The organism is Salmonella sp. SG203 (genome assembly GCF_013350575.1).
GTDB classification, from domain to species: Bacteria; Pseudomonadota; Gammaproteobacteria; order Enterobacterales; family Enterobacteriaceae; genus Salmonella; species Salmonella enterica.
Window position 1 is genome coordinate 194,524 of the sequence record NZ_SNMT01000009.1, and the last position, 24,650, is coordinate 219,173.

Genomic DNA, 24,650 nt, shown 5'->3' on the forward strand with positions numbered 1-24,650 from the left:
GATATAAATCTGGCCGGAAAAACAGCCGTTAAATTTCTTTGTTGGCCTTGAAGTCGTAGCCTGCGGTGATGGTGCCGCCGCTGCCGCCCTGCTGGTTCTGCACCACGTATTCCTGCTTCACGGTGCTGAAGGAGAGTTCAATTGATTCGCGAGACGCAATTTCCCCTCCCTGGCTTCCGCTGGGCGATACCATTGCAATAATCAGATCTGTGAAAGTGTACTTGAGGTACTCCAGCGGATTGCCGCCAGCCTTACGCATAACCAGAATGGCCTGCGGAATGTGCTTACCGGAAGAGCAGTATTTGAACAGGTTCGGGCTGGCGCGATCGATGTAATGTTCAAATGAAAGATTAGTGACGGAGACCTTACCGGAACCGAGACCGCTACCGGCGTGCATGGTGGATTCCTGATGAATATTCCAGCGCCAGCTCAGTACTTCAATTTCATTTTTGTGTTTGTCATCCATTGACTCGCCGTCAATGCCGTCAATTTTCAGAAAAATGTCATAAGACATATCTACTATCCTTTTAACTACCTAAATTAAGCCCTGATTTATCTGCTTTATTAGGTGAACAGATTAACTATTCCTGTACAGCTCTTTCTTACCCATAAATTCATCAGAGCAAGAGAACGTATGCTTTTAATATCTTTGAATTTTACTTCTCGACACGCCTTTTAATTAATTCATTTAATTCCCTGTCATGGATAAAATCTATGCACTTCATGGTATTAAAATCTGATGATATCGAACCGTTATATTTCAACCCTGAATATTTTTTCGCAATCTCATCAATTTCATGGTAAATCTCCACAGATTGTTTACCATATTCAAGGTAAGCACTGGCCGTAGCTCTGGCATCGTTTTTAACGACATCATCTTTGTATACTAATGCCAGACAATGACTCAGCGCCCAATTTTTTAAGAGTTCCGACTGTGAATATTGTGTGGTCAATGCTTCTTGTGCAAAGGATGGCTGCCATACCAGCATTCCACTTATGCTGAAAGTAACTAATATTAACCATTTCACGGCAGTATCCACAGAGTCCCAACTTCAGGAACAAATGGTCCATTATCTGGGTCATTTAATAAGTGGCACTGATCTGAACAGATACTGCCATTCCATAATGTAACGTGTCCTCTGGCATTGCTCCAGCCATGCCCTTTTACTACGATAATTCCTTTCTTCCCGATAAAGTCACTCTGTTTCGGATTATTAACAATAAGATCAGGCTTGCCCATAGTATGAGTAAGATAATCAATCATATCATTCACGCGATAAATATAGAATTTATTATCGGCACCACTAACCTTTGCATACGGAGAGTTACGGGCTATTGGGAACCCTGTCGCATTCAAAACATAGCTCATTCGAATAGGGCAGGCATTTTGAAAATAACCACCAGTTATATTTTTCCCAACGTTTCCACCAATAATGCTACCCACATCAGCGACGGAATGATTCACCTTCCTAAAAGCTAACCACGCTTCATTGAATGAAGGTCTGTTCATTTTGCTTAACCTCTAAAAATTCTGTGTAGGTCATTAATTCTCAACACGTATCTTCATGGACGCCGCTTTCTTCTGATTGTCAGAATTCACCTTGTAAAACGCTTTCACGCTCAGGCCAGGCCGCTGCGATTAGGGGTCAGGTAGCGACTGCATCCGGAAAGCAGGAGCAGTGCAAAAGGCATAGCTACCGCACATAACCACCCAGTGGGGTTACGCCATTTATTCACTGTAAATCCCTTTAAAATCAAAACAATAAAACCAGCCAGACATAACATCTGGCCGGAAAAACAGCCGTTAAATTTCTTTGTTGGCCTTGAAGTCGTAGCCTGCGGTGATGGTGCCGCCGCTGCCGCCCTGCTGGTTCTGCACCACGTATTCCTGCTTCACGGTGCTGAAAGAAAGCTCTACTGTTTCACGGGAGGCGATTTCACCATCGTGGCTGCCGCTCGGGGAAACCACGGCGACAATCAGGTCGGTGAAGGTATACTTGAGGTACTCCAGCGGATTGCCGCCAGCCTTACGCATAACCAGAATGGCCTGTGGAATGTGCTTGCCGGAGGCGCAGTATTTGAACAGGTTCGGGCTGGCGCGGTCGATATAGTGATCAAAATCCAGGTTGGTGACGGAGACCTTACCGGAGCCGAGGCCGCTACCGGCGTGCATGGTGGATTCCTGATGAATATTCCAGCGCCAGCTCAGTACTTCAATTTCATTTTTGTGTTTGTCATCCATTGACTCGCCATCAATGCCGTCAATTTTCAAAAAAATGTCATAAGCCATTTTTATATCCTTATTAAGTTTTACTTAAAATAAACCTGATTTTATCTATATCTTTTTGTTTATAGATAAATCATTGCCGTACAGAATCCTTCTCCAATAACTTCAGGAGAACAGAAGACTGTATATTTTTTTCGGTACCGATAATGTATTTAGTTATTTTATGAATTTGCATTATTTAATGCATATGAATAATGCTTCATAACTTCCGATAATAAAAACCATAACCTGTACTGAAATTTTCACGTCTCAAATCGCTAATTACAGATAAAAGATACAGACTGGTCTTCTGGCGATCCCTCAAAATTATGAGTCTTACAGCGAGTAGAAGAAGCAGGTATTGGTTGCGTCAACCATATCTGTTCATGACCATAAATACACGAAACCCAATAGCGATCGGTTTCTTTATCGCTAACACGTTCTGTTTCCCATACAGACCAATTTTCACCGTTTACTTTTTTAGTCTCTGGTTTGAGATCCATCAGGTTTTCAGGTTTACCCTGCGTTACCCCAATACTACTTAACCATAAACGCGACATATATCGAGGAGAAAGCTGCCACGGCGCTGGGACATCAGACTTCAGGCTCACAGCAGAAGACTGAGTATCAATAACAGCCGGACAACTGACTTCCCAGGCTACAGCATATTGTGAAAAGAGCAGAACAATACCAGGTAACAGATGAAAAGTTGGGGTTATGGTCATAATATGTATTTCCTACTCAATGATATAAAAAGCTTCGGCATTGTTACTGGCATTCGGATATGTGTCATCATTACGTACCCCACCTTTACGAGACCGTGGGCGAGACGAAATTCTTTTCTTCATATCCCTCTTTATATTCTCTATCTTCTCTGACTTCACTCGCTTAAACATTCACAAAATATATATCAGGCATTGCCCTGCTTCACTGACGGCAGTTTTGTCACCAGGCGCAGCGATCCCGTCAGCCCTTCAAGCTGGAAATGCGGACGCAGGAAGAATTTCGCGTCGTAATAACCTGGATTGCCTTCCACCTCTTCCACCACTACCTCTGCGGCAGCCAGCGGACGACGGGCTTTGGTTTCTTGCGAGGAGTTCACCGGATCGGCGTCGACATAATTCATAATCCATTCATTTAGCCAGCGCTGCATATCCTCACGCTCTTTAAAGGAACCGATTTTGTCGCGGACGATACATTTGAGGAAGTGAGCGAAGCGCGAGCAGGCGAACAGGTACGGCAGACGGGCGGACAGGTTGGCGTTGGCCGTCGCGTCCGGATCGTAGTATTCCTGTGGTTTTTGCAGCGATTGTGCGCCGATAAAGGCGGCATAGTCTGAGTTTTTACGGTGGATCAACGGGATAAAACCGTTTTTCGCCAGTTCAGCCTCGCGGCGGTCAGAGATGGCGATTTCGGTCGGGCATTTCATGTCCACGCCGCCATCGTCAGTCGGGAAGGTATGGCAGGGAAGATTTTCCACCGCACCGCCTGATTCCACACCGCGAATCAACGTACACCAGCCGTAGTGTTTGAAGGAACGGTTGATGTTTACGCCCATCGCGTAGGCCGCGTTGCTCCAGACGTATTTGGTATGGTCAGAACCATCCGCATCTTCTTCAAAATCAAACTCGTCCACCGGGTTGGTTTTTGCGCCATACGGCAGGCGGGCAAGAAAACGCGGCATCGTCAGGCCAATATAACGGGAGTCTTCGCTAGCCCGCAGCGAGTTCCACGGCGCATATTCCAGGTTCTGGGTGACGATTTTGGTCAGGTCGCGGGGATTCGCCAGCTCCTGCCAGGAGTCCATTTGCAGTACCGAGGGGGAAGCCCCGGCAATAAACGGCGCATGGGCCGACGCGGCGACTTTGGCGATAGAGCCAAGCAGATCCACATCGGGCGGTGTATGGTCGAAGTAGTAATCCGCAATGATACAGCCATAAGGTTCGCCACCTAACTGGCCGTATTCGGCTTCATACAGTTTCTTGAACATCGGGCTTTGATCCCAGGCGATGCCCTTGTAACGCTTCATGTTGCGCCGCAATTCATCTTTTGACAGATTCATGAAGCGAATTTTCAGCTTTTCGTCGGTCTCGGTGTTGTAAACCAGATGCTCCATACCGCGCCAGGAGGATTCCAGCTTCTGCCAGTCGGGATGTTGCAGAATCAGTTTGATCTGTTCGGTCAGTTTAAAGTCGATCTGCGCAATAATAGCGCTGATGCTTTTATAGGCGTCATCGCTGACGGTGATCGTGTTCGCCAGCGCCTGTTGCGCCAGCGTCTGCACCGCGGCTTCCACGGCTTTTGCCGCCTGGGTAGTCTTGGGTCGGAAGGCCTGATTCAGCAACGCATCAAATTCACCGGATGCGGAGACGGTATCCTGAGCAACCGCGTCGGTTGCCTGCATATTACTGTTTGCCATGAAAATTCCTTAAAAATTCGACGTTATTCCGCTGATTCATTATCCGCTGACACACCTTGCTGGGTAGCGGCCGGTTTCGGCGCATTCGCCAGCGTTTTCAGCAGAGTCGGGTCCTGCAACAGTTTATTGACCAGATTTTCCGCCCCGGCCTTGCCATCCATGTAGGTCTGGAGGTTCGCCAGTTGGGTGCGGGCTTCCAGTAACTGGTTCAGGGCGTCCACCTTGCGGGCAATCTGTGCCGGCGAAAAGTCGTCCATATTTTCCAGCGTGATATCGACCATCAACTGACCTTCACCCGTCAGCGTATTCGGCACAGCGAACGCCACGCGCGGCGCAATGGCTTTCATGCGCTCATTGAAGTTATCAATATCAATATCGAGGAATTTGCGATCCGTCACCGGCGGCAGTTCTTCACGCGGTTTCCCGGCCAGATCGGCCAGCACCGCCATCACGAACGGCAGCTCGATTTTTTTCTCAGAGCCGTAAATCTCTACGTCATATTCAATCTGCACGCGCGGCGCGCGGTTGCGCGCGATGAATTTCTGCGCGCTATTGTTGATAGCCATAATCCTTCATTTCCTTTTTAGTCAACTGGTTGCCGCAAGGGGAGCGGTATACCGGTACAGTTTTTAAAATCGCACTACGGACACTTCGAACGGCCGGTTTCAGCAAACGATCTCAAAAACAATCTGCTCATCACCATTAACGCCGATATCAATCTGCCTGATCGCGGCTTTTTCCGTCATGGCCTGCAACCAGTAGCGCGACAGTCGTGGCAGAATGTGCTGTTCGATGTAGCCAATCAGCAACCGCGCGCCCGTTTCATGCATTGGACAGCACGCCACAATATGTGCGACCAGTTCCTCGCTATACGTCAGCGTCACGCCGTGCTGTTCACTCATCCGCGCCACCAGCCGGTCAAGGTGCAGACGGGCAATCACGCCACGCGACGTTTCGTCCAGCGGCAGGTAAGGGATCACCGTCACGCGGCCCAGAAATGCCGCCGGGAAATGCTTGCGCAATTCCGGCATTAGCGCCTCTTTAAGCCCCGTAGCATCGGGCATTAAGGCCGGATCTTCACACATCTGGCTGATGAGGTCGGAACCCACGTTGGTGGTGAGTAATAGCGTGGTGTTTTTGAAATCGACATGTGTTCCCTCACCGTCCTCCATCCCGCCCTTGTCAAACACCTGATAGAAGAGTTCATGGACGTCATGGTGCGCTTTTTCGATCTCGTCGAGCAGCACTACGCTCCAGGGGTGGCGACGCACTGCTTCCGTCAGCACACCACCCTCGCCATAGCCCACATAGCCGGGGGGCGCGCCTTTCAGCGTGGAAACGGTGTGAGCCTCCTGGAACTCGCTCATATTGATGGTTACCAGGTTCTGCTCACCGCCGTAGATAGCCTCCGCCAGCGCCAGCGCGGTTTCGGTTTTACCGACACCGGACGGCCCGGCCAGCATAAACACGCCCACCGGTTTGCGTGGATCGCCCAGTCCCGCCCTGGCGGTCTGAATACGTTCACCAATCTGCGCCAGCGCGCCGTCTTGCCCGGTAACGCGTTGCGCCAGTCGGGCAGGCAGTTCCAGCACCTGGCTGGCCTCATCTTTCACCATGCGCCCGGCAGGAATACCGGTCCAGTCGGCGACAATCGCCGCGACAACCGCCGCGCTGACTTCCGGGAACACCACCGGCGCGTCGCCCTGCCACTCCCTTAGCGCCGTTTCGGCCTGTTGCAGCGTGGTTTTGTCATCAGCATCAGACTCTGCGACACGCAGTTCCTGCAACGTATGTACCAGTTCCAGCTCCCGCTGCCAGCGAGATTCGGATGCAGTCAGTTCATTGTTGAGCGAGAAAATTCGCGCCGTCAGCGCATCGCGCCGCTCATCTGACTGAATCCCCATTTTTTCCTGCTTCTGCAACAGCGACCGTTCCATTTCCGCCGCTTTTAGCTGCTGGCGCAGGAACTGTACGCTGGCAGGCGGCGTGTGCAGCGTCAGCGCCACGCGGGCCGCGGCGGTATCCAGCAGGCTGATGGCCTTATCCGGCAACTGCCGGGCGGGAATGTAGCGGTGAGAAAGCTGTACCGCCGCACGTACCGCCTCATCCAGAATCAGTACGTTATGGTGTTTTTCCAGCGTATCCACCAGACCACGCACCATTTCCATTGCGGGGATCTCTTCCGGCTCGGCAATCTGCAACACCTGAAAACGCCGGGTCAGCGCCGGATCTTTCTCAATATGGCGCTTGTATTCGCTCCAGGTGGTGGCGCCGATAGTCCGCAGGGTGCCGCGCGCCAGCGCCGGTTTCAGCAGGTTAGCGGCATCGCCCGTGCCGGATGCGCCGCCCGCGCCCACCAGAGTGTGAACTTCATCGACAAACAGAATAACCGGCTGCGGCGAGCGCCCGGCCTCTTCCAGTAACCCTTTCAGACGAGATTCAAACTCGCCTTTCATGCTGGCTCCGGCCAACAGAGCGCCAACGTCCAGCGCCAGCAGCCGTACTTCCCGCAGCGCGGGCGGCACTTCCCCCTGCGCAATCGCGAGGGCAAAACCTTCGACGACCGCCGTCTTTCCGACGCCCGCCTCACCAGTCAGTAGTGGATTATTCTGGCGACGGCGCAGCAGAATATCCGTCATGGTGCGGATTTCATGCTCACGCCCCGTCACCGGGTCGATTTTGCCGTCGCGCGCCTGTGCCGTCATGTCCTGACAGTATTTTGCCAGCGCGGATTTACCGTCCTGCACGCCGTTGGGAATCGCCTGGCTGCTTTCACCGGGAATGGCTGATGCCAGACCGGAGCCGTCGTAAGGGCGCTCCTGCGCTTCCGGCGATGTTTCGATCAACGAGGGCAGTATTTCCGTCAGTTCATCAACCGGAAGCGTGGCCAGCGGCGCGCAGATACTGCTCAGTACCCGACGCAGTTCTGGCGTGGTCAACAAGGCCAGCAGCAACCAGCCGCTGCGAATTTTGTTATCGCCGTAACGGACGCTCGCCAGCATCCAGGCCTTTTCAACGCTGAGATCGATATGGTGAGAAAAATCACTGATGGCGCTGGCCCCGGCGGGCAGCATATCCAGTTGCCGGAGCAACGCTTTCTCCACATCAGAAAGAGGGATCTGGTAATGCCGAAGAACGTGGAGAATATCGTTATCGGGCTGCTGTGTTAACTGGTGCAGCCAGTGAGTCAGCTCAACCCAGGGATTAGAGCGTAGTTTGCAAAATGCCGTTGCCGATTCCAGCGACCGGAATAGTGGGCCGGCCAGTTTTCCATACAACGCACTGCGTGAAACAGGAGTTTCCATGTGTTATGCCTTGTGACATAAAAATTCATAAAAATAATGCATCAATGCATATAAATATATAAACAATTCTTTATTGATAGCCTCGAAAAAATATCGAAACAAAACAATGATACAGATCAGGGACTAATTAGCAACTAAGCCGTTAATATTAAATAATCAATGAACAGCAAGATAAAAATCGCAATTGCAGAATTAAAAGAAATAATATTTCAAAAAAGACATCTATGCATACAACAATGCATTCACGACGAAAATAATAAAAAGGGTGTCATCAATAATGACTCCCTATGAATTTAGTTAAAATTATTTATGAATTAAAACTCCCTAAACGTTTCCTCCAGAAAAATAAATACATTTAAGGGACATAATGAAACAAGACATGTGGGAATTACGGAAAATACAGTCGCAGGGTATAACGGATAACGCACAGTATCCCGCAGGGACATACATCGTATTTACTGCCGCCGCCCCCTACATTCCGCTTTTTGAGCAACATGGGAAAGACGATATCGCGCTCAGTCTTGTTCGCCACGAAGAGGCGTGGTGGATTGTCAATCACTCGGATGAACTGTGCTGTGCCGTCAATGAGCAGGTGATGGAACCTCATCACCGTATGCGGCTGAATGATGGAGATACGATTGAATGGGGTCTGTCATCCTGGTGCCTTGCCCGCACCAATGATGAGTCCCGTCCCGATGTTTCGTTTCCTCAGTTGGTTCAGTCATCTGAATCCGTTGCTGAGTACCTGGATCTGGACTGGTTTAAACAACAACAGCTCAATCCGCAGAACCCGTTCGATATTATTCCCGTCCGGGAAACCGCGTCCTCTTACACCAGCCATGAAGCGGATAGCACGCTACACCAGCTTTACCAGGAATATCAGCAGGCATTGCGGCCCTCCGGGCAGGAAAAGCCCCTCCGTCCTAAACCGTTTCCCCGAAATGAAGACGCAGTCACCCAGGACTTGACGTCGTTATACGATAAAAAGGGCGACACCGACACGTTACAGGATATGGTGGCAGGCGCGCCCGGTATTGATGCCATTCTGGATACGCTGGACACGACCGGTGAGGGTGAAATGCACTGGCTGGCGATGGAATCAATGCCCGATATCCTGCAACTGCTCTCACCGGAACTGGCGGGGAAAACCGCACATAGCGAGATACTGCCCGATCTGACCCGCCGCGAGCATCGTATTATTGGCATCGATAGCCACTACCGAATCACTCCGACACAGAAAAATGGAAATACCGCCCATGAAAAAAACTGACACGCTTCCTGCTACCCTGTCCGCGCTGCTACAGGAATACTCTATTGCGGAGGGGATTCAGATGGCGGAGCAGCAGGTTCGGGAAAATCCGGCGAAAGCGCTCTGCCGCCACAGCCTGTTTCAGTTGCTGTGTGTGGCCGGAGACTGGTCGCGGGCGCTACACCAGCTTCAGCTATGCGCCAGGATGGAGGCCAATTATACCCAGGAGGCCCGGCTGTACCGGGAGCTGGTTCGCTGCGAAATGTTCCGCCACACCGTTTTTCAGGGTGAACAACGACCCGGTTTTCTTCTGCCGCAGCCCGTTTGGGTGGAGTCACTGCTGGCGGCACTCGCCTGTCATGACGATACCGGTGAGGTTGATAAACACCGTAATACCGCACTGGAAGCCATAACAGACACGGGCGGGCAGTGGAACGGCGGCGCATTTGACTGGGCGAGCGACAGCGATTCCCGCCTTGGCCCGGTACTTGAGCTGGTCACCGGCGGCGTGTATATCTGGCTGCCGTTTTCGCAAATACGCTCGCTGGAATCGCCGCAACCGACGCGCCTGACCGATCTGCTGTGGAAACCCGTTAATATCACCCTTGTGAATGGCGATACGCACGGCGCCTGGCTCTTTACCCGCTACAGCGGTTCGGAAAGTGCATCTGACGCCCTGCGTCTGTGCCGGGAAACCGCCTGGCAGGATGGCCCCGGCGAAACCATCGTGCGAGCGCAGGGGCAGAAAGTGTGGCTGACCAGCCACGGCGATATCAGCCTGCTGGACATGGCCCATTGTACCTTTCATGCTCAGGAAAACGATGGCGCATGAGCACGTCTCGTTTTACACCCGCTAACCACCTGCTGCCCACCCTATTTGATCGGCTGTGTGACAATGCTCCGTATCAGAAAATTGACCGGGATATCAGCGTCACGCCGGTACAACTGAAGGAGATCATTCGTCGGGATCTCTCCTTTTTGCTCAATACCATTAGCCACGAAGGTGACATCGACGCCCGGCGCTATCCGCAGGCGGCGGCGTCAGTGCTCAACTATGGCCTGCCGCCGCTGGCGGGCAGCTTTATGTATGAGCATAAGTGGGACGATATCAGCGAGGCGATCCGGCGCGCCATTATCCGTTTCGAACCCCGGCTGAACGCCGCCACACTCAGGGTCACGCCCTTGCTCGATAAAACCCGGCAGGGTAGCTATAACACGCTACAGTTTGAAATTCGCGGACAAATTCTGACGCAGCCGTATCCCACGGAGTTTCTGGTACGCAGCGCGCTGGATATGGAGCTGAGCCGCATTACGTTCTTTTAATACAGGGCATTATTCATGGATCCACGGCTACTGGAGTATTACAACCGCGAACTGAGCTACCTGCGGGAGACCGGTGCTGAGTTCGCCACCCTCCATCCCAAAATTGCCGCCCGGCTGGGGATGCAGGGAACCGATATTGCCGACCCGTATGTGGAACGCATGATCGAGGCGTTCAGCTTTCTGAGCGCCCGCACTCAGCTAAAAATTGACGCCGAGTTTCCCCGCTTCACACAGCGGTTACTGGAAGTCGTCAGCCCCAATTACGTCACCCCCACGCCATCGATGGCAGTGGTAAAGCTGTATCCCGATACGCAGGAAGGCGACCTGGCGAAAGGGGTCACCGTGCCGCGCGATACCGCGTTCGTTTCCCCTATCCCGGAAGGTGAAAATACCGCCTGCCAGTTTCGCAGCAGCCAGGACGTCACTCTGTGGCCGCTGTCCATCGAGGAGGTACGCCTGACCGCCGCGCCGCCGGATATGCCCGCCCTGCACCGCTATCTGCCGCCTAATATTCATGTCGCCGGGGCATTGCGCATCACCCTGCGAACCTTCGGGGAACTGACTTTCAGCGAGCTGGCCGGTCCGGCACGGCTGCCCTTTTACCTCTGCGGCGAAGAACGCATTGCGTCACACCTGTTTGAGCTGCTGCATACCAGCGCCGTCGCCACACTGGCCGGTGAGCCCGGACACTTTGACGGCGAACTGAATGTGAATCTTCAACACCCGGTGGCGCACGAAGGGCTGGAGCCAGGGCAGGGGCTGCTGCCGCTCGCCTGGAACGTGTTTCACGGCCATAATCTGCTGCATGAATTTTTCGCCTGTCCGGAACGGTTTTACTTCTTCACCCCGACCGGATTGTCTGCCGGTCTACAAAAGGTGCAGGGCAATGTGGCGGAAATTGTCATACTGCTTAACCGCCTGCCGCCGGACTGGCTGATTCATCAGACGGACGCTGCACAGTTCAGCCTGTTCTGTACGCCGGTGATCAACCTGTTTCCTCGCACCACCACCCGGATTGAAGTCACTCACAGCGTGACGGAACAGCATCTGGTGGTGGATCGTACCCGTCCGCTGGATTACGAGGTGTTTTCTGTCCAGGAAGTCGAAGGCCTGGAAGCGGAAACCACACGGAAGATGATTTTTCGTCCGCTGTATCACACCCGTAATAATGACGAAGGCAACCACGGGCGTTATTTTTCACTGCGTCGTGAGCCGCGCCGATCGTCAGAAAGCGCCCGCCGCTATGGCACCCGAACCCCCTATACCGGCTCGGAAGTCTTCCTCTCGCTGGTTGATCAGCATGAAGCGCCCTACCCGGAAAATCTGCGCCATATCACCGTCACGGCAATGGTGACTAACCGCGATCTGCCCTGCCTTATTCCACGTAATGGCCGGGATGATCTGACCGTAGATGCGGCGATTCCGGTGGCGGGCGTGGGTCTTATCAGACCGCCGCGCCCGCCGCAGCCGCCGCTGGCTGAACGCGAAATGGCCTGGCGGCTGATCCGGCAGTTGTCGTTTAATTATCTGCCGCTGGCCGATCTGGATCACCGTACCGGCGGCCAGGCGCTGCGCGATCTGCTGAATCTGTTTATCCCGGCTCACGACAGCCCGCAGTCGCGCCAGGTGCGCAGCCTGATTGGCTGCAAAACCACCCCGGTGACCCGCCGCCTGCCCGGCTCCGGCCTGTTGGTCTATGGCCGGGGCGTCAGTTGCGAACTGACCGTGGACGAAGAAGGATTTTCCGGTATCAGTCCTTACCTGTTCGGTCTGGTGCTGGAACACTATATTGCCCGCCATGTTTCCATTAATACCTTCTCGCAGATGACGCTGCACTCGATGCAACGCGGGCATGTCATGACCTGGCCGGTCAGAACCGGGCAACGGGGGAGCGTATGACCGGCGCTCTCGACCAGGCGCAGAAAACCCCCTGGCGTTACGGATTCCTGAACCTGATGCGGCGCGTGGATGCCCAGCTCTGTGATACTCCGGCAGGCAGTATCTGGCAGCCACGGATGGAAAAATTCCGTCTGGGACAGACGCCGACGATGACCTTTGCGCCACGGGAAATCGCCCAGGTCAGCTGGCAGGATGGACGCCTGCACCTGAGCCTGTACAGCCTCGGACTATGGGGGCCAAACGGCCCGTTGCCGCTGCACTATACCGAGCTGGCGCTAAATCGCTCAGAGAGCCGTCACGATCCGACGCTGGTTCATTTTTCCAATATTTTTCACCACCGCTGGCTGACGCAGTTCTGGCAGGCATGGCGCAGCGCCCAGTCCGCTGGTGGCGGGCTGGACAAACCGGAACACGACCGTTTTGCGTTTTATATCGCCAGTCTCAGCGGGCAGGATCTACGGGAAAGCGCCGAAAGCCCGCTGTCAGATCATGTTCGCCTGGCTGCCTCCGCCCATCTGGTACGCGAATCGCGCAATCCTGACGGGCTGGCCGCCACGCTGGCGCACTATTTCAGCGTACCTTTTGCGGTGAAAGAGTTCGCCCTGCACTGGATAACGGTGGCGAACGATGAAATCACCCGTCTGGGCACGCCCGCGCAGTCTTCGGTGCTGGGCAACGGGGCGCTTATCGGCCAGGCCGTACCGGATATGCAGTACAAATTCCGGCTAATTATCGGCCCGCTCACGCTGGAGGATTACCTGCGTTTTCTGCCCGGCGGCAACAATCTGCCCGTGCTGACAGAACTGGTGCGTACGTTCATCGGTTTTGAATATTGCTGGGAAATTGAGCTGCAGTTGAAGCCTCATGCCGCACCGCCTGCGGTGATCGGCGGCGCGCAGCGGCTTGGCTGGACGGCCTGGGCAGGTAAAGCCATGCATGACCGTCCGGTGACCGGCATGATTTTTGAACCTGAACACGGCTTAACCCACTGAGAGTAATGATATGGATATGTCCCTGACTAAACCGGTAAGCGCGGAACAACCCTGCGGCCCCGATCCGGAGTACGACCCGGAATACCTGCTGCTGTTCAGCCGCGCCGCCCCTCAGGCGGAGGCGCAATATGGTGATTTTGTCAGTACGCCGGAAGCCGTGAACTGGCCGGAAATTGAGCGTGATGCGCGCCGTCTGCTCACGCGCAGTAAGGATATCCGGGTGTTGATCCTGCTGCTGCGCAGTCGCATCCAGCAGGCTGGCGCACAGGGACTGGCGGAAATGCTCACGCAACTGGCAGAACTGAGCGTAATCTGGTCCGATGCACTCCATCCACAGCTGCTTACCGGCGAAGGCGCACCCGCAGAATCTATTGAAGATGCGGCGCTAGCGCGCAGTAATGCCCTGGCGGCGCTGCTGGATCACGAAGGCGTGATGGCAGACATTCGCGGTATCACGCTGTCAAACAGTGCCGTCCTGCGCCTGCAGGTACGGGATGTCGAGCGCGCGTTATCCGCCCCTCGCCCGGCTGATGCGCTGGCCCCCGAATCCGTCCGCCAGCAACTGGCCGACCTCGAAGCCCGTGGGGCATTACCGCTGGCGGCGTTTCGCGAAGCGCAGGAAAGCGCAGAACGCCTGCAAGTGTGGGCGCGTGAGACATTAGGCGATCTGGCTCCAGATTTTTCACGCCTGCGGCAGTTGTTAGCGCTGCTGCCTGACGTGGTACAGACAACCACACCGGAAATCCCTCCGTCGCCAGCGCCAGTGCCAGACCCCGCAGGCACGGTTATGGATAATGCCGTTCCGGCACGGGCAGAGGATGTGCCGCCTGTCAACGCGCCACCCGGTATATCCCTCCCACACAATGCTGAACCGGGGCCAATTCGCGATCGTAATGATGCGCTGGAGCGCCTGCGGTGCATTCGTCGCTGGTTTGAGAGCAGTGAACCCAGCAGCCCGACCATCCCACTGTTACGTCAGGCTGAAAGACTGGTGGGAAAACGGTTCTCGGAGGTGATCAATGAGATCCCGGTGGAGTTGCTGGAGAAGTGGGATGCCCTGGAGTGATGATGCGCATGTCTGGCGGTTCTCCGTGATTATCTGAGTGACATCAACATTACGCAGTCTGCTTCTGCGCTGAACATGTCCCGATCCCGGTTAAGCACCGCCATGAGGCCGCGCCTTAAATGTCAGTGGGACAAAATAACCATGACAGTGAAAGAAGTGGCGGTAATATCCTGTTCGTCATCCAGGCGTAGGCCCATTTGCGCCAGATTCCACGATAGACGGTGGAACTTCTTGAAGACGAAAAAAAACCGTATCCCTTTTACAGTGATACGGTTTTTTTTACTTCACAGGATGTATAAAAACACCCTGAGATTTGTATCTGGCGGAACGGACGGGACTCGAACCCGCGACCCCCTGCGTGACAGGCAGGTATTCTAACCAACTGAACTACCGCTCCGTGATGTTCCCGCTGGGAACGAGGCGAATATTACGGTTTGCGGTGTCGCCCGTCAACGCTTTTTCTCACCTTTTGAATCAGTTGCTGCAAAAATCGCCCGAAGGATGATTTTTATAGCCTAAAAAGGAATAAATTACGCCCGCCAAAGGCAACTTCCGCCCTTTTTCTGCACCAGATCAAGCCGCGATTCATGCGCAGCCAGCTCTTCCTCAGAGGCAAAAACGACCCGTAACCGGCTGGCCTGGCGAACGATTCGCTGAATGGTCGCTTCACCTTGCTGCCGTTGCGTCTCTCCTTCCATCGCAAACGTCATGGACGTTTGCCCGCCCGTCATCGCCAGATACACTTCGGCAAGGATCTGGGCATCGAGCAATGCGCCGTGCAAAGTACGTTTGCTATTATCTATCTCATAACGCGAACACAGCGCATCAAGGCTGTTACGCTTGCCGGGGAACATTTTCCGCGCCAACGCCAGGCTATCGGTAACTTTGCAGAAAGTATTGGTTTTAGGAATATCGCGTTTAAGCAGACCAAACTCATAATCCATAAAGCCGATATCGAACGATGCGTTATGGATGACCAGCTCCGCGCCGCGGATATAATCAAGAAACTCATCGACCACATCAGCAAAAACCGGCTTATCCAGCAGAAACTCATCGGCAATACCGTGTACGCCAAACGCCTCCGGATCCACCAGCCGATCCGGCTTCAGGTAAACATGAAAATTGTTGCCGGTCAGACGACGGTTTATCACCTCAACCGCACCGATCTCAATAATCTTGTGACCTTCATAGTGCGCGCCTATCTGGTTCATACCGGTGGTTTCGGTATCGAGGACAATCTGTCGTGTAATTGCAGTGCTCATATCGGTCATTTATGTCAGACTTGCGTTTTGTTATCGATTTCAATTACAGGAAGTCTACCAGAGATGCTTAAACAGGTAGAAATTTTCACCGATGGCTCTTGCCTGGGGAATCCAGGGCCTGGTGGTTATGGCGCTATCTTACGCTATCGCGGTCATGAAAAAACGTTTAGTGAAGGTTACACGCTGACCACCAATAACCGTATGGAACTGATGGCGGCGATCGTCGCGCTTGAAGCGTTAAAAGAACATTGCGAAGTGACATTGAGCACCGACAGCCAATATGTGCGGCAAGGAATTACCCAATGGATTCATAACTGGAAGAAACGCGGCTGGAAAACAGCGGAAAAGAAACCCGTAAAAAATGTCGATCTGTGGAAACGTCTCGATGCTGCGTTAGGCCAGCATCAGATCAAATGGGTATGGGTCAAAGGCCATGCAGGCCATCCCGAAAACGAGCGTTGTGATGAACTGGCGCGCGCCGCGGCAATGAATCCCACGCAGGAAGATAGTGGCTACCAGGCAGAAGCTTAGCCATCCGGTTTGCGATATTGCCGGGTGGCGCCAACGGTCTGGCGGATAGGGGTTTTACTTTTATTATGTCGCAGCGGATTAAGCGTAAGCGGAATGGTCCGCTTACGGGCCACAATAAGCTGTAAACAGCCCAGCGCCGGGATATGCGTATTTAAAAGCCGCCCTCCCTGCTTTTTCCAGGGTAAGACATGAAAACGGCTATAATGTAGCACTTCGAAATTGAGTAAAGACAGCCAGTCCAGTTGCCGCATAAGGGTAAACATCCGACTATTATAGGGCGGTGTTTTACGTAAAACGGGTACCAGTTTACGTAACCCCATCAAACTCAGCGGGTTAAATCCACTGATGACCAGCCAACCGTCATCAATCAATACGCGGTCGGCTTCCCGCAATAAACGGTGCGGGTCAGTACACCACGGCAAAGTATGCGCCAGCAGACAAACATCGACGGATTTATCCGCAAAAGGAAGGTGTAGCGGATCGGCCAGAACCTGCATCGGCGACCCCTGCGATGAAACATTCACTTGATGGGAGACCGCGCACGCTTCGGAATTGATTTCTGCGCTTAAATTACCGATTTTAAGCAAATGGAAACCATACATTTTTGCAAACCACGGATTTAGCTGCTGTTCCAGCGCCTCACGGTAGTAATTGCCCCAGGGCAACTCACCCCAACATCCGGGCGCAACGACAGTTTGAGAGAGCCTTGCCGGTTTCATCGCAACCTTCCGCTAATTATTTGAGAGGTAATATATGAATCTTAACAGTATTCCCGCGTTTCAGGACAATTACATCTGGGTGCTGACCAATGATGAAGGCCGCTGTGTGATTGTTGATCCCGGCGAAGCGGCACCCGTCTTAAAGGCCATTGCTGAACATAAGTGGATGCCGGAGGCGATTTTTCTGACGCATCACCATCACGACCATGTTGGCGGAGTCAAAGAGCTGTTGCAACACTTCCCGCAAATGACGGTTTATGGACCGGCGGAAACGCAAGACAAGGGAGCAACCCATCTTGTTGGCGATGGCGATACTATTCGCGTTTTAGGCGAGAAATTTACTCTTTTTGCCACGCCGGGTCACACGTTAGGACACGTCTGTTACTTTAGCCACCCTTACTTATTCTGCGGCGACACGCTGTTTTCTGGCGGCTGTGGTCGACTGTTTGAAGGCACGCCATCACAGATGTATCAGTCACTTATGAAAATTAACTCTCTGCCTGACGACACGCTCATTTGCTGCGCTCACGAATACACTTTAGCTAACATTAAGTTCGCATTGAGCATACTTCCGCACGATTCGTTCATAAATGAATATTATCGTAAAGTTAAAGAGTTACGTGTAAAAAAACAAATGACATTACCCGTTATTCTTAAAAATGAGCGTAAGATTAATCTTTTTTTAAGAACTGAAGATATTGATTTAATTAACGAAATAAACAAAGAAACAATATTGCAACAACCAGAAGCGCGTTTTGCATGGTTAAGGTCAAAGAAAGACACGTTCTGATAATTCTTACTTGTCATTCGCTAACTTCGCCGTTATGATCGGTCGTCTTTTAAGCAACTATTGACACACACATGAAGGCAAAAGCGATATTACTCGCCTCTGTCCTGCTTGTGGGGTGCCAGACGTCTCAGAACACTGGCAACGTCCAACAGCACGCACAGAGCCTTTCTGCAGCTGGTCAAGGGGAAGCAGGAAAGTTTACGAGTCAGGCACGATGGATGGACGACGGAACGTCTATCGCGCCAGATCAGGACTTGTGGGCTTTCATTGGCGACGAGCTAAAGATGGGAATTCCGGAGAACAGCCGGATTCGCGAACAGAAACAGAAGTATTTACGCAATAAGAGCTATCTCCACGATGTAACTTTACGGGCAGAGCCGTATATGTACTGGATAGCGGGGCAGGTTAAGAAACGTAACATGCCTATGGAGCTGGTACTACTACCCATAGTGGAGAGCGCTTTTGATCCTCACGCAACGTCTGGCGCCAATGCCGCAGGCATCTGGCAGATCATACCGAGCACAGGGCGCAATTATGGTTTAAAGCAGACCCGTAATTATGACGCGCGTCGCGATGTTGTAGCCTCTACGACCGCCGCGTTAGACATGATGCAGCGTCTGAACAAAATGTTTGACGGCGACTGGCTGTTAACCGTTGCAGCGTATAACAGCGGCGAAGGCCGTGTTATGCGGGCAATTAAAGCAAACAAAGCGCGTGGAAAACCGACGGATTTCTGGTCGCTTTCTTTGCCCAGAGAAACAAAACTCTACGTACCTAAGATGCTGGCATTGAGTGAAATTCTCAAAAACAGCAAACGCTACGGCGTACGTCTGCCAACAACAGATGAAAGCCGAGCGCTGGCACGAGTTCGTTTAAACAGTCCAGTTGAAATGGCGCAGGTTGCGGATATGGCGGGCATGTCTATCAGCAAGCTGAAGACGTTTAATGCCGGTGTAAAAGGGTCTACCTTAGGCGTAAGCGGTCCGCAATATGTTATGGTGCCCAAAAAGCATGCCGAGCAGTTGCGTGAGTCGCTGGCTTCCGGTGAGATTGACGCCGTTCAGTCCCAACTGATCGCCGACAATACGCCGTTGAATAGCCGTAGCTATAAGGTGCGCTCTGGCGATACGCTTTCCGGTATTGCTTCGCGGCTTGGCGTAAGCACGAAGGACTTGCAGCAGTGGAACAACCTGCGTGGTTCGCGCCTGAAAATCGGGCAAAGCCTGACCGTGGGCGCTGGCAGCAGCGCGCAACGACTGGCAAACAATAGCGATAGCATTACCTATCGTGTCCGTAAAGGCGATTCGCTTTCCAGTATCGCCAGACGTCACGGGGTGAATATCAAAGATGTGATGCGTTGGAACCATGATACGGATAATCTACAACCGGGCGATCAGCTTACGTTGTTTGTGAAGGACAATAGCACGCCAGACTCCTGATATTGTCCGACGAAAAAGCCAAAAGGCGCCGCTTCCCCCGGCGCCTTTTAAATTGCTATACCGCTTTATGCGCTTCCAGCATGATAGTATCGCTGCTAAACGAGCCGTCATCCTGCAACTCAAAATAACGCTTCACCTCTACCGGGGCACTCGCCTGATATAATCGAATCGCCTCAACCAACGGCGCTGGCGTACGCATCCGCGTTACCCATGAGCGAAACTCCAGCGATAAACGATCGGTTATCACGGTATTCGTTACCAGCATCGCGTTATTGACCATCGTCAGCCATTCGCCACTGGAATAGTTACGGACATGCGACGTGTCGCGTAACGCCTCCACCGTTTGCAGCCAGATATCGCGTACAGGATGTCCAGGCGACATGACATCCATGATAATCAGCACGCCGCCGGGTTTTAATACACGATAAACCTCACGCAATGCCTGACCAACGTCGTGCCAGTGATGCGCGGAATAGCGGCTAATCACCACCTCAAACGATGCATCTTCAAAGGGCAGTTTTTCGGCATAGCCTTGGCGGAGAGTAATATTACTTAAATGTCTTTCTTCCGCCGCTCCAGCGACAACCTCAAGCATGCTGGCGGATAAATCGTATGCCACGACCGAGTTGGCATGTTGCGCAGCGACAAAACTCGCGTGTCCAGCTCCACATCCCATATCCAGTACGTTCGCGTGGGAAAAATCAGACAGCCTTTGCGCCAGCCGCGCTAAGTCACGACCCGATGCGTGAACGGCGCTATGTAAATAGGCGTTCGCCTGTGAACCAAACTGCTTTTCAACATTGTCATGATGGGAATGCGTTGTCATGGTAGTGCCCTTCTGTTATGAGAAAAATAGAGGGCAGCACCCGAAGAGGCCTGCCCCACGGCAGACCTGACGCACCTTTATTGCTCAGGTTTGCCGGGACTGAATTCAACGAGTAGCGGATTGTGATCGGAAGCGCGCGTCACCAGTACGGAGGCTTCATTCACGTTTAACCCACGATAAAAAACAAAATCCAGCGGTCGTCCAAACGCACGACGGCGCTGATCGTCAGTGAAACGCACCTGGCGCAGCGACATCTCACGTGCAAAGCGGTACAACGCATTCATACGTGGGCGGCTCCAGGCATTAAAATCCCCCGCCATAATGACAGGGCCGCTATGGTGCGCAATCTGGTCGCCGATCGGAAGTAACTGCTTACTGTATACGTCCACGCCCAGACTAAAATTTACCGCATGAACATTTACTACCATTAATAAACGGGTATCCGGCAAGGGATATACCGTCACCAGGGCTGATTTCGCCAAACGTAAAATTGGTTCTCTTTCCCGTAAAGGGCAGCAGTAAACAGGATGGGCGGCAGACAGCGTCATGACGCCAGACGGATGCTGAGGTAATACAAAAGCGGGAACCTGGTCGGCGGCAAGATAGTTAGCGGTGGCAAACTGTACCAGCTCAGGCGTCGTCTGCGCCTCCTGCAACAGGACCAGATGCGCATCTTTGCCGTAGTTCTTCAGCACCGATAACCATTCGGCTCGCTGCTGCTTGAATATATTCCACACGAGGATACGGATCCGCTCTTCACTGCTTAGCGGTTCCCCGGCGGGCAATGCCTGGCCGATGCTCGCAAACGACCCTGGCGGCAAAATCCGCTCGGCGGGCTGTCCGGCAACATAGCGCATCGCATAGGTATTTTTTCGCACTTTTGACTTTCAAACCTCTGTAACGTCAACCAGTCCTCAACCGGACTGGTTCTTCTGTTATAGGGATTTTAGCACTCACTTTCAACGAACAATTGCAGTTTGTTTTGTAAGTAGGCGCTTACATCAATAATTTACTCCAGAGCAATGCGTACAGGTTTATCAAGACGTCCGCTGATACCCATCAGCAGGAAAGCCACCAGAACAATGAGGGCGCCAATCCACGGCGTCTGCGCCAAACCGTAATGCTCCACCGTTTGCCCGCCAATCACGGAGCCCAGCGCAATACCAATGTTAAACGCCGCAATGTTCAGACCTGACGCCACATCTACCGCATTAGGCGTGAATTGTTCCGCTTTCTGTACCACATAGACCTGCAACCCCGGTACGTTACCGAAGGCAAAGATCCCCATCACTAGGATGGTAGCCAGCGCGGCATACTGCGTGGAGGCCGTCACCTGGAAGACCATCAGCAGAACAAACAGCGCGGCGAAAATGAATTTCAGCGCCGGCACGGCACCATGCTTATCCGCCAGTTTACCGCCCCAGATATTGCCGATAGCCACTGATACGCCATACCCCAGTAAGATCCAGCTTACCGCTGCCGGGGAGAATCCCGCCAGATCCTGCATCATTGGCGCCAGGAAGGTGAATGCCGTGAATACCCCGCCGTAGCCCAGCGCCGTAACGGCGTAAATCAGCAACAGACGAGGATGAGTCAGTACTTTCACCTGGTCACGAATGCTGGCGGCCGCCCGACCGGGAATGTTGGCCGGGATCAGCAGTTGACTGCTCATCAGCGCAATCACGCCTAACAGTGATACCGCAAGGAAGGTCTCACGCCAGCCAAAATGCTGACCGATAAATGTTCCCAGCGGCACGCCCGTGACCAGCGCTACCGTTAAACCACCAAACATAATAGCGATCGCAGAAGCCGCTTTCTCTTTTGGCACCAGACTTGTCGCGATGGTAGATCCAATCGAGAAGAACACGCCGTGCGCCAGGCCCGTCAGCAGACGGGCGACGATTAATGTCATATAGCCCGGTGCCTGCCATGCCAGCAAATTCCCCGCCGTAAACAAGACCATCAGCGCGACCAGTAACTGTTTACGCGGCAGGCGTCCGGTCAGCGCGGTTAGCACCGGCGCGCCAATAGCCACACCCAGCGCATAGATTGAAACCAGCATTCCGGCGGAAGGTAACGAGATAGCCAGTTGTTGAGCAATGGTCGGCACCAGGCCGACAATCACAAACTCAGTCGTACCGATAGCGAAAGCACTTATTGTCAGTGCAAATAAAGCGAGAGGCATACATAACTCCATAACAGCAGTAATCAGATGACACGCAGTATGCCTGGATGTTTTAATGACAAAAATAGCCAAAATATCAATTTAATTTTGCTTCAGGAGCAAAAATGAAAGCCACCTCCGAAGAACTCGCAATTTTTGTCGCTGTCGTGGAAAGCGGCAGCTTCAGCCGGGCGGCAGAGCAGCTTGGACAGGCCAATTCCGCTGTCAGCCGGGCAGTTAAAAAGCTGGAGATGAAGCTCGGCGTCAGTCTGCTTAATCGTACGACCCGACAGCTGAGCCTGACTGAAGAAGGAGAGCGATACTTCAGGCGCGTGCAGCAGATACTGCAAGAAATGGCCGCCGCAGAAACGGAAATCATGGAGTCGCGTAATACCCCGCGCGGCTTACTGCGTATCGATGCGGCAACGCCGGTAATGCTGCATTTCCTGATGCCGCTGATTAAACCTTTTCGTGAACGGTATCCGGAAATAACGTTGTCTCTTGTCTCCTCAGAAACGTTCATCAATCTTATTGAACGAAAAGTGGATGTTGCGATACGCGCAGGCACGTTGACAGATTCAAGTCTGCGCGCGCGTCCGTTATTTACCAGTTATCGTAAGATTATCGCCTCACCGGATTATATTGCCCGTTTTGGCAAGCCAGAGACCGTTGAAGAGTTAAAACGGCATCTGTGCCTGGGGTTCTCAGAACCTGTTTCGCTCAATACCTGGCCGATTGCCTGTAGCGACGGGCAGCTCCATGAGATCAAATGTGGGATTTCTTCCAATAGCGGGGAAACGTTAAAACAACTTTGCCTGAACGGTAACGGCATTGCATGTCTTTCAGATTATATGATTGATAAAGAGATCGCGCGGGGAGAACTGGTGGAACTGCTGGCCGATAAACGTCTGCCGGTAGAAATGCCTTTCAGCGCCGTTTACTACAGCGATCGCGCCGTCAGCACACGCATTCGGGCATTTATCGACTTTTTGAGCGAATATATAAGAACAGCTCCCGCAGGAGCTGTGAAAGAGGGGTAAAGGTACAAAGGATCGGGTAATTAATCCCAGGCAGGAGCCAGTCCTTCCGGGCTAACCAGACGATCGTTGCAGTCCAGTGCCGCGATCGCATTTTTATCTTCGGCATCCAGATGCAGATCCTGCGCCAGCAGGTTGCTTGCCAGATTTTCACGCCTGGTGGATGAAGGGATCACGGAGTAACCTTCACCCATTGCCCATGCCAGAATAACCTGCGCCGGGGTCGCATTATGTTTAGCCGCAATGCGCGCAATCACTTCATCTTTCAGCGCCTTACCGTATGCCAGCGTCATATAAGAGGTGATGTGGATACCGTGCGCTTTCGCCCAGTCAACCACCTTACGATTCTGCAGATACGGAGATAGCTCAATCTGGTTGGTGGCGATATTGTCTGCGCCCACCGCGGCAATAGCCTTTTTCATCAACGGAATGGTGAAGTTTGAAATGCCAATTTCGCGAGTCAGCCCTTGTTTTTTAGCTTCCAGCAATGCCAGCATAAATTCTTCGACAGACACAGCATCACCCGGAGATGGCCAGTGGATCAGCGTCAGATCGACATAATCGGTACGCAGTTTTTTCAGGCTCTCTTTCAGGCTTGGGATTAGCTTGTCTTTGCTAAGGTTTTCAATCCAGATCTTGGTGGTGATGTACAGCTCGCTACGTGGTACGCCGCTCTCAGTAATCGCCTGTCCAACAGCCGCTTCATTATCATAGATTTGCGCAGTGTCGACAGCACGGTAGCCCAGTTCAAGCGCCGTTTTCACAGAAGCGATAACCACGTCGTCTTTCAGGCGAAAAGTACCTAAACCGAATGCAGGGATAGTCATAGAATTCCTCTTTTTAATCACTATGTTCGTTAACTGAGGGGATTATGACCTTCAGCGCTTTGTAGAAAAAGAGCGAGAAATGCAGAGGATTTTTGCGAATTGAGCAATAATTAAATCGCAGGCAAAGAAAAAGCCCTGAGCTAATGCTCAGGGCTCTTAATAAGTGGCGGAACGGACGGGACTCGAACCCGCGACCCCCTGCGTGACAGGCAGGTATTCTAACCAACTGAACTACCGCTCCACCGAATTTCTTTGTCACAACCCGGATTTTCATCCCGGTTTACTGCAATTTGATGCCTGGCAGTTTATGAATCACTTCGTGATTCACCCTTCGGGCCGTTGCTTCGCAACGTTCAAAAGCTTTCGCTTTTGTCCTACTCTCTGTCGAGTAGTGAACTGCCCCGAAAGTTAATGCCATACTTCTAATTTGATGCCTGGCAGTTCCCTACTCTCGCATGGGGAGACCCCACACTACCATCGGCGCTACGGCGTTTCACTTCTGAGTTCGGCATGGGGTCAGGTGGGACCACCGCGCT

The 24,650-nt window shown here is 52.7% G+C and carries 25 protein-coding genes, 2 tRNA genes, 1 rRNA gene and 1 pseudogene; 10 read left to right on the forward strand and 19 right to left on the reverse strand.

Features of this window, described 5'->3' with window-relative positions:
* Positions 1-28: 28 nt before the first annotated feature.
* The 10 genes and pseudogenes from HV477_RS14995 to tssH all read right to left on the reverse strand — a co-directional run bounded on the left by HV477_RS14995 (position 29) and on the right by tssH (position 7,990).
* A complete protein-coding gene (locus tag HV477_RS14995; RefSeq protein WP_000119443.1) occupies positions 29-514 on the reverse strand; it encodes an Hcp family type VI secretion system effector in 486 nt (161 codons plus the stop codon).
* A 142-nt stretch (positions 515-656) separates the two neighbouring features.
* Positions 657-1,040, reverse strand: a complete 384-nt coding sequence (locus HV477_RS15000; RefSeq protein ID WP_000379146.1) for a type VI secretion system amidase immunity protein Tai4 — start codon at positions 1,038-1,040, stop codon at positions 657-659.
* Positions 1,025-1,510: a type VI secretion system amidase effector protein Tae4 gene (locus tag HV477_RS15005; RefSeq protein ID WP_001081550.1), complete on the reverse strand. Its 486-nt coding sequence runs from the start codon at positions 1,508-1,510 to the stop codon at positions 1,025-1,027. The genes HV477_RS15000 and HV477_RS15005 overlap by 16 nt, the downstream gene beginning before the upstream one ends.
* Positions 1,511-1,552: 42 nt before the next feature.
* Positions 1,553-1,737: pseudogene (locus HV477_RS28455) on the reverse strand (type VI secretion system lipoprotein TssJ); the annotation flags it as partial.
* A 67-nt stretch (positions 1,738-1,804) separates the two neighbouring features.
* Positions 1,805-2,290, reverse strand: coding sequence for an Hcp family type VI secretion system effector (locus HV477_RS15010; RefSeq protein ID WP_000312802.1), 486 nt, complete (start codon positions 2,288-2,290; stop codon positions 1,805-1,807).
* Between the two features lie 254 nt (positions 2,291-2,544).
* The gene (locus HV477_RS28910) at positions 2,545-2,991 is read right to left on the reverse strand and encodes an STY0301 family protein (protein WP_309224818.1); all 447 of its coding nucleotides are present in this window, start codon (positions 2,989-2,991) and stop codon (positions 2,545-2,547) included.
* A 12-nt stretch (positions 2,992-3,003) separates the two neighbouring features.
* Positions 3,004-3,162 carry a BPSL0067 family protein gene (locus HV477_RS15020; protein WP_001584850.1) on the reverse strand — a complete coding sequence of 53 codons (159 nt, stop codon included), beginning with the start codon at positions 3,160-3,162 and terminating at the stop codon, positions 3,004-3,006.
* A 14-nt stretch (positions 3,163-3,176) separates the two neighbouring features.
* Positions 3,177-4,685 carry a type VI secretion system contractile sheath large subunit gene (gene tssC, locus HV477_RS15025; protein ID WP_000013884.1) on the reverse strand — a complete coding sequence of 503 codons (1,509 nt, stop codon included), beginning with the start codon at positions 4,683-4,685 and terminating at the stop codon, positions 3,177-3,179.
* A 23-nt stretch (positions 4,686-4,708) separates the two neighbouring features.
* A complete protein-coding gene (tssB, locus tag HV477_RS15030) occupies positions 4,709-5,251 on the reverse strand; it encodes a type VI secretion system contractile sheath small subunit (RefSeq protein WP_000996815.1) in 543 nt (180 codons plus the stop codon).
* A 99-nt stretch (positions 5,252-5,350) separates the two neighbouring features.
* Positions 5,351-7,990 carry a type VI secretion system ATPase TssH gene (tssH, locus tag HV477_RS15035; protein WP_079899324.1) on the reverse strand — a complete coding sequence of 880 codons (2,640 nt, stop codon included), beginning with the start codon at positions 7,988-7,990 and terminating at the stop codon, positions 5,351-5,353.
* 367 nt (positions 7,991-8,357) lie between these two features.
* Here tssH and tagK point away from each other — a divergent pair, with 367 nt between their 5' ends.
* The 6 genes from tagK to HV477_RS15065 are packed head-to-tail and all read left to right on the forward strand — an operon-like array spanning position 8,358 to position 14,519.
* Complete coding sequence (tagK, locus tag HV477_RS15040) at positions 8,358-9,260, forward strand: type VI secretion system-associated protein TagK (RefSeq protein WP_079899323.1); 903 nt, start codon at positions 8,358-8,360, stop codon at positions 9,258-9,260.
* Positions 9,247-10,071 (forward strand): type VI secretion system accessory protein TagJ, encoded by an 825-nt coding sequence (locus tag HV477_RS15045; RefSeq protein ID WP_079899322.1) that lies wholly within the window; start codon positions 9,247-9,249, stop codon positions 10,069-10,071. The genes tagK and HV477_RS15045 overlap by 14 nt, the downstream gene beginning before the upstream one ends.
* On the forward strand, positions 10,068-10,562 hold the full coding sequence (tssE, locus tag HV477_RS15050; RefSeq protein WP_000108007.1) for a type VI secretion system baseplate subunit TssE: 495 nt from the start codon (positions 10,068-10,070) through the stop codon (positions 10,560-10,562). The genes HV477_RS15045 and tssE overlap by 4 nt, the downstream gene beginning before the upstream one ends.
* 15 nt (positions 10,563-10,577) lie before the next feature.
* On the forward strand, positions 10,578-12,461 hold the full coding sequence (gene tssF, locus HV477_RS15055) for a type VI secretion system baseplate subunit TssF (RefSeq protein ID WP_023238769.1): 1,884 nt from the start codon (positions 10,578-10,580) through the stop codon (positions 12,459-12,461).
* Positions 12,458-13,453 carry a type VI secretion system baseplate subunit TssG gene (tssG, locus tag HV477_RS15060; RefSeq protein ID WP_000145239.1) on the forward strand — a complete coding sequence of 332 codons (996 nt, stop codon included), beginning with the start codon at positions 12,458-12,460 and terminating at the stop codon, positions 13,451-13,453. Before tssF ends, tssG begins: the two co-directional genes overlap by 4 nt.
* A 10-nt stretch (positions 13,454-13,463) precedes the next feature.
* Positions 13,464-14,519 carry an ImpA family type VI secretion system protein gene (locus HV477_RS15065; RefSeq protein WP_000367614.1) on the forward strand — a complete coding sequence of 352 codons (1,056 nt, stop codon included), beginning with the start codon at positions 13,464-13,466 and terminating at the stop codon, positions 14,517-14,519.
* A gap of 320 nt (positions 14,520-14,839) precedes the next feature.
* On the opposite strand, the gene HV477_RS15070 is transcribed toward HV477_RS15065, so the two are convergent.
* Both HV477_RS15070 and dnaQ read right to left on the reverse strand, forming a co-directional pair.
* Positions 14,840-14,916 (reverse strand) — tRNA-Asp (locus tag HV477_RS15070).
* A 133-nt stretch (positions 14,917-15,049) separates the two neighbouring features.
* Positions 15,050-15,781 carry a DNA polymerase III subunit epsilon gene (gene dnaQ / locus HV477_RS15075; protein ID WP_001670675.1) on the reverse strand — a complete coding sequence of 244 codons (732 nt, stop codon included), beginning with the start codon at positions 15,779-15,781 and terminating at the stop codon, positions 15,050-15,052.
* A gap of 63 nt (positions 15,782-15,844) precedes the next feature.
* On the opposite strand from dnaQ, the gene rnhA reads away from it, so the two are divergent.
* The gene (gene rnhA, locus HV477_RS15080) at positions 15,845-16,312 is read left to right on the forward strand and encodes a ribonuclease HI (protein WP_000917872.1); all 468 of its coding nucleotides are present in this window, start codon (positions 15,845-15,847) and stop codon (positions 16,310-16,312) included.
* Here the strand turns inward: rnhA and HV477_RS15085 are convergent.
* A complete protein-coding gene (locus tag HV477_RS15085; protein ID WP_000801238.1) occupies positions 16,309-17,031 on the reverse strand; it encodes a class I SAM-dependent methyltransferase in 723 nt (240 codons plus the stop codon). The two genes, rnhA and HV477_RS15085, sit on opposite strands and share 4 nt — an antisense overlap.
* Positions 17,032-17,065: 34 nt before the next feature.
* Between HV477_RS15085 and gloB the strand changes: the two genes are divergently transcribed.
* Positions 17,066-17,821 carry a hydroxyacylglutathione hydrolase gene (gene gloB, locus HV477_RS15090; RefSeq protein ID WP_001052773.1) on the forward strand — a complete coding sequence of 252 codons (756 nt, stop codon included), beginning with the start codon at positions 17,066-17,068 and terminating at the stop codon, positions 17,819-17,821.
* Positions 17,822-17,892: 71 nt separating this feature from the next.
* Positions 17,893-19,260: a murein transglycosylase D gene (gene mltD, locus HV477_RS15095; protein WP_000644706.1), complete on the forward strand. Its 1,368-nt coding sequence runs from the start codon at positions 17,893-17,895 to the stop codon at positions 19,258-19,260.
* A gap of 55 nt (positions 19,261-19,315) precedes the next feature.
* Here mltD and HV477_RS15100 read toward each other — a convergent pair whose 3' ends face one another.
* From HV477_RS15100 to HV477_RS15110, 3 genes are all read right to left on the reverse strand, one after another.
* Complete coding sequence (locus HV477_RS15100) at positions 19,316-20,086, reverse strand: class I SAM-dependent methyltransferase (protein ID WP_000207237.1); 771 nt, start codon at positions 20,084-20,086, stop codon at positions 19,316-19,318.
* A gap of 77 nt (positions 20,087-20,163) precedes the next feature.
* Positions 20,164-20,964 carry an endonuclease/exonuclease/phosphatase family protein gene (locus tag HV477_RS15105; protein WP_001230970.1) on the reverse strand — a complete coding sequence of 267 codons (801 nt, stop codon included), beginning with the start codon at positions 20,962-20,964 and terminating at the stop codon, positions 20,164-20,166.
* A 131-nt stretch (positions 20,965-21,095) separates the two neighbouring features.
* On the reverse strand, positions 21,096-22,271 hold the full coding sequence (locus HV477_RS15110) for an MFS transporter (RefSeq protein WP_175065154.1): 1,176 nt from the start codon (positions 22,269-22,271) through the stop codon (positions 21,096-21,098).
* Positions 22,272-22,375: 104 nt separating this feature from the next.
* Here HV477_RS15110 and yafC point away from each other — a divergent pair, with 104 nt between their 5' ends.
* Positions 22,376-23,290, forward strand: a complete 915-nt coding sequence (yafC, locus tag HV477_RS15115) for a DNA-binding transcriptional regulator YafC (RefSeq protein WP_000648534.1) — start codon at positions 22,376-22,378, stop codon at positions 23,288-23,290.
* Between the two features lie 20 nt (positions 23,291-23,310).
* Here yafC and dkgB read toward each other — a convergent pair whose 3' ends face one another.
* The 3 genes from dkgB to rrf all read right to left on the reverse strand — a co-directional run.
* Complete coding sequence (gene dkgB, locus HV477_RS15120; protein WP_000154885.1) at positions 23,311-24,114, reverse strand: 2,5-didehydrogluconate reductase DkgB; 804 nt, start codon at positions 24,112-24,114, stop codon at positions 23,311-23,313.
* Between the two features lie 164 nt (positions 24,115-24,278).
* Positions 24,279-24,355: transfer RNA gene (locus HV477_RS15125), tRNA-Asp, on the reverse strand.
* Positions 24,356-24,546: 191 nt separating this feature from the next.
* A 5S ribosomal RNA gene (rrf, locus tag HV477_RS15130) occupies positions 24,547-24,650 on the reverse strand; the annotation flags it as partial.

Coding starts and splice junctions, on each gene's coding strand:
- HV477_RS14995 (WP_000119443.1), bottom strand. CDS start 514: ATGTCTTATGACATTTTTCTGAAAATTGACGGCATTGACGGCGAGTCA.
- tssF (WP_023238769.1), top strand. CDS start 10,578: ATGGATCCACGGCTACTGGAGTATTACAACCGCGAACTGAGCTACCTG.
- tagK (WP_079899323.1), top strand. CDS start 8,358: ATGAAACAAGACATGTGGGAATTACGGAAAATACAGTCGCAGGGTATA.
- tssE (WP_000108007.1), top strand. CDS start 10,068: ATGAGCACGTCTCGTTTTACACCCGCTAACCACCTGCTGCCCACCCTA.
- tssH (WP_079899324.1), bottom strand. CDS start 7,990: ATGGAAACTCCTGTTTCACGCAGTGCGTTGTATGGAAAACTGGCCGGC.
- tssG (WP_000145239.1), top strand. CDS start 12,458: ATGACCGGCGCTCTCGACCAGGCGCAGAAAACCCCCTGGCGTTACGGA.
- HV477_RS15010 (WP_000312802.1), bottom strand. CDS start 2,290: ATGGCTTATGACATTTTTTTGAAAATTGACGGCATTGATGGCGAGTCA.
- rnhA (WP_000917872.1), top strand. CDS start 15,845: ATGCTTAAACAGGTAGAAATTTTCACCGATGGCTCTTGCCTGGGGAAT.
- gloB (WP_001052773.1), top strand. CDS start 17,066: ATGAATCTTAACAGTATTCCCGCGTTTCAGGACAATTACATCTGGGTG.
- HV477_RS15005 (WP_001081550.1), bottom strand. CDS start 1,510: ATGAACAGACCTTCATTCAATGAAGCGTGGTTAGCTTTTAGGAAGGTG.
- HV477_RS15100 (WP_000207237.1), bottom strand. CDS start 20,086: ATGACAACGCATTCCCATCATGACAATGTTGAAAAGCAGTTTGGTTCA.
- HV477_RS15045 (WP_079899322.1), top strand. CDS start 9,247: ATGAAAAAAACTGACACGCTTCCTGCTACCCTGTCCGCGCTGCTACAG.
- HV477_RS15085 (WP_000801238.1), bottom strand. CDS start 17,031: ATGAAACCGGCAAGGCTCTCTCAAACTGTCGTTGCGCCCGGATGTTGG.
- tssC (WP_000013884.1), bottom strand. CDS start 4,685: ATGGCAAACAGTAATATGCAGGCAACCGACGCGGTTGCTCAGGATACC.
- mltD (WP_000644706.1), top strand. CDS start 17,893: ATGAAGGCAAAAGCGATATTACTCGCCTCTGTCCTGCTTGTGGGGTGC.
- tssB (WP_000996815.1), bottom strand. CDS start 5,251: ATGGCTATCAACAATAGCGCGCAGAAATTCATCGCGCGCAACCGCGCG.
- HV477_RS15110 (WP_175065154.1), bottom strand. CDS start 22,271: ATGCCTCTCGCTTTATTTGCACTGACAATAAGTGCTTTCGCTATCGGT.
- yafC (WP_000648534.1), top strand. CDS start 22,376: ATGAAAGCCACCTCCGAAGAACTCGCAATTTTTGTCGCTGTCGTGGAA.
- dkgB (WP_000154885.1), bottom strand. CDS start 24,114: ATGACTATCCCTGCATTCGGTTTAGGTACTTTTCGCCTGAAAGACGAC.
- HV477_RS28910 (WP_309224818.1), bottom strand. CDS start 2,991: ATGACCATAACCCCAACTTTTCATCTGTTACCTGGTATTGTTCTGCTC.
- HV477_RS15020 (WP_001584850.1), bottom strand. CDS start 3,162: ATGTTTAAGCGAGTGAAGTCAGAGAAGATAGAGAATATAAAGAGGGAT.
- dnaQ (WP_001670675.1), bottom strand. CDS start 15,781: ATGAGCACTGCAATTACACGACAGATTGTCCTCGATACCGAAACCACC.
- HV477_RS15065 (WP_000367614.1), top strand. CDS start 13,464: ATGGATATGTCCCTGACTAAACCGGTAAGCGCGGAACAACCCTGCGGC.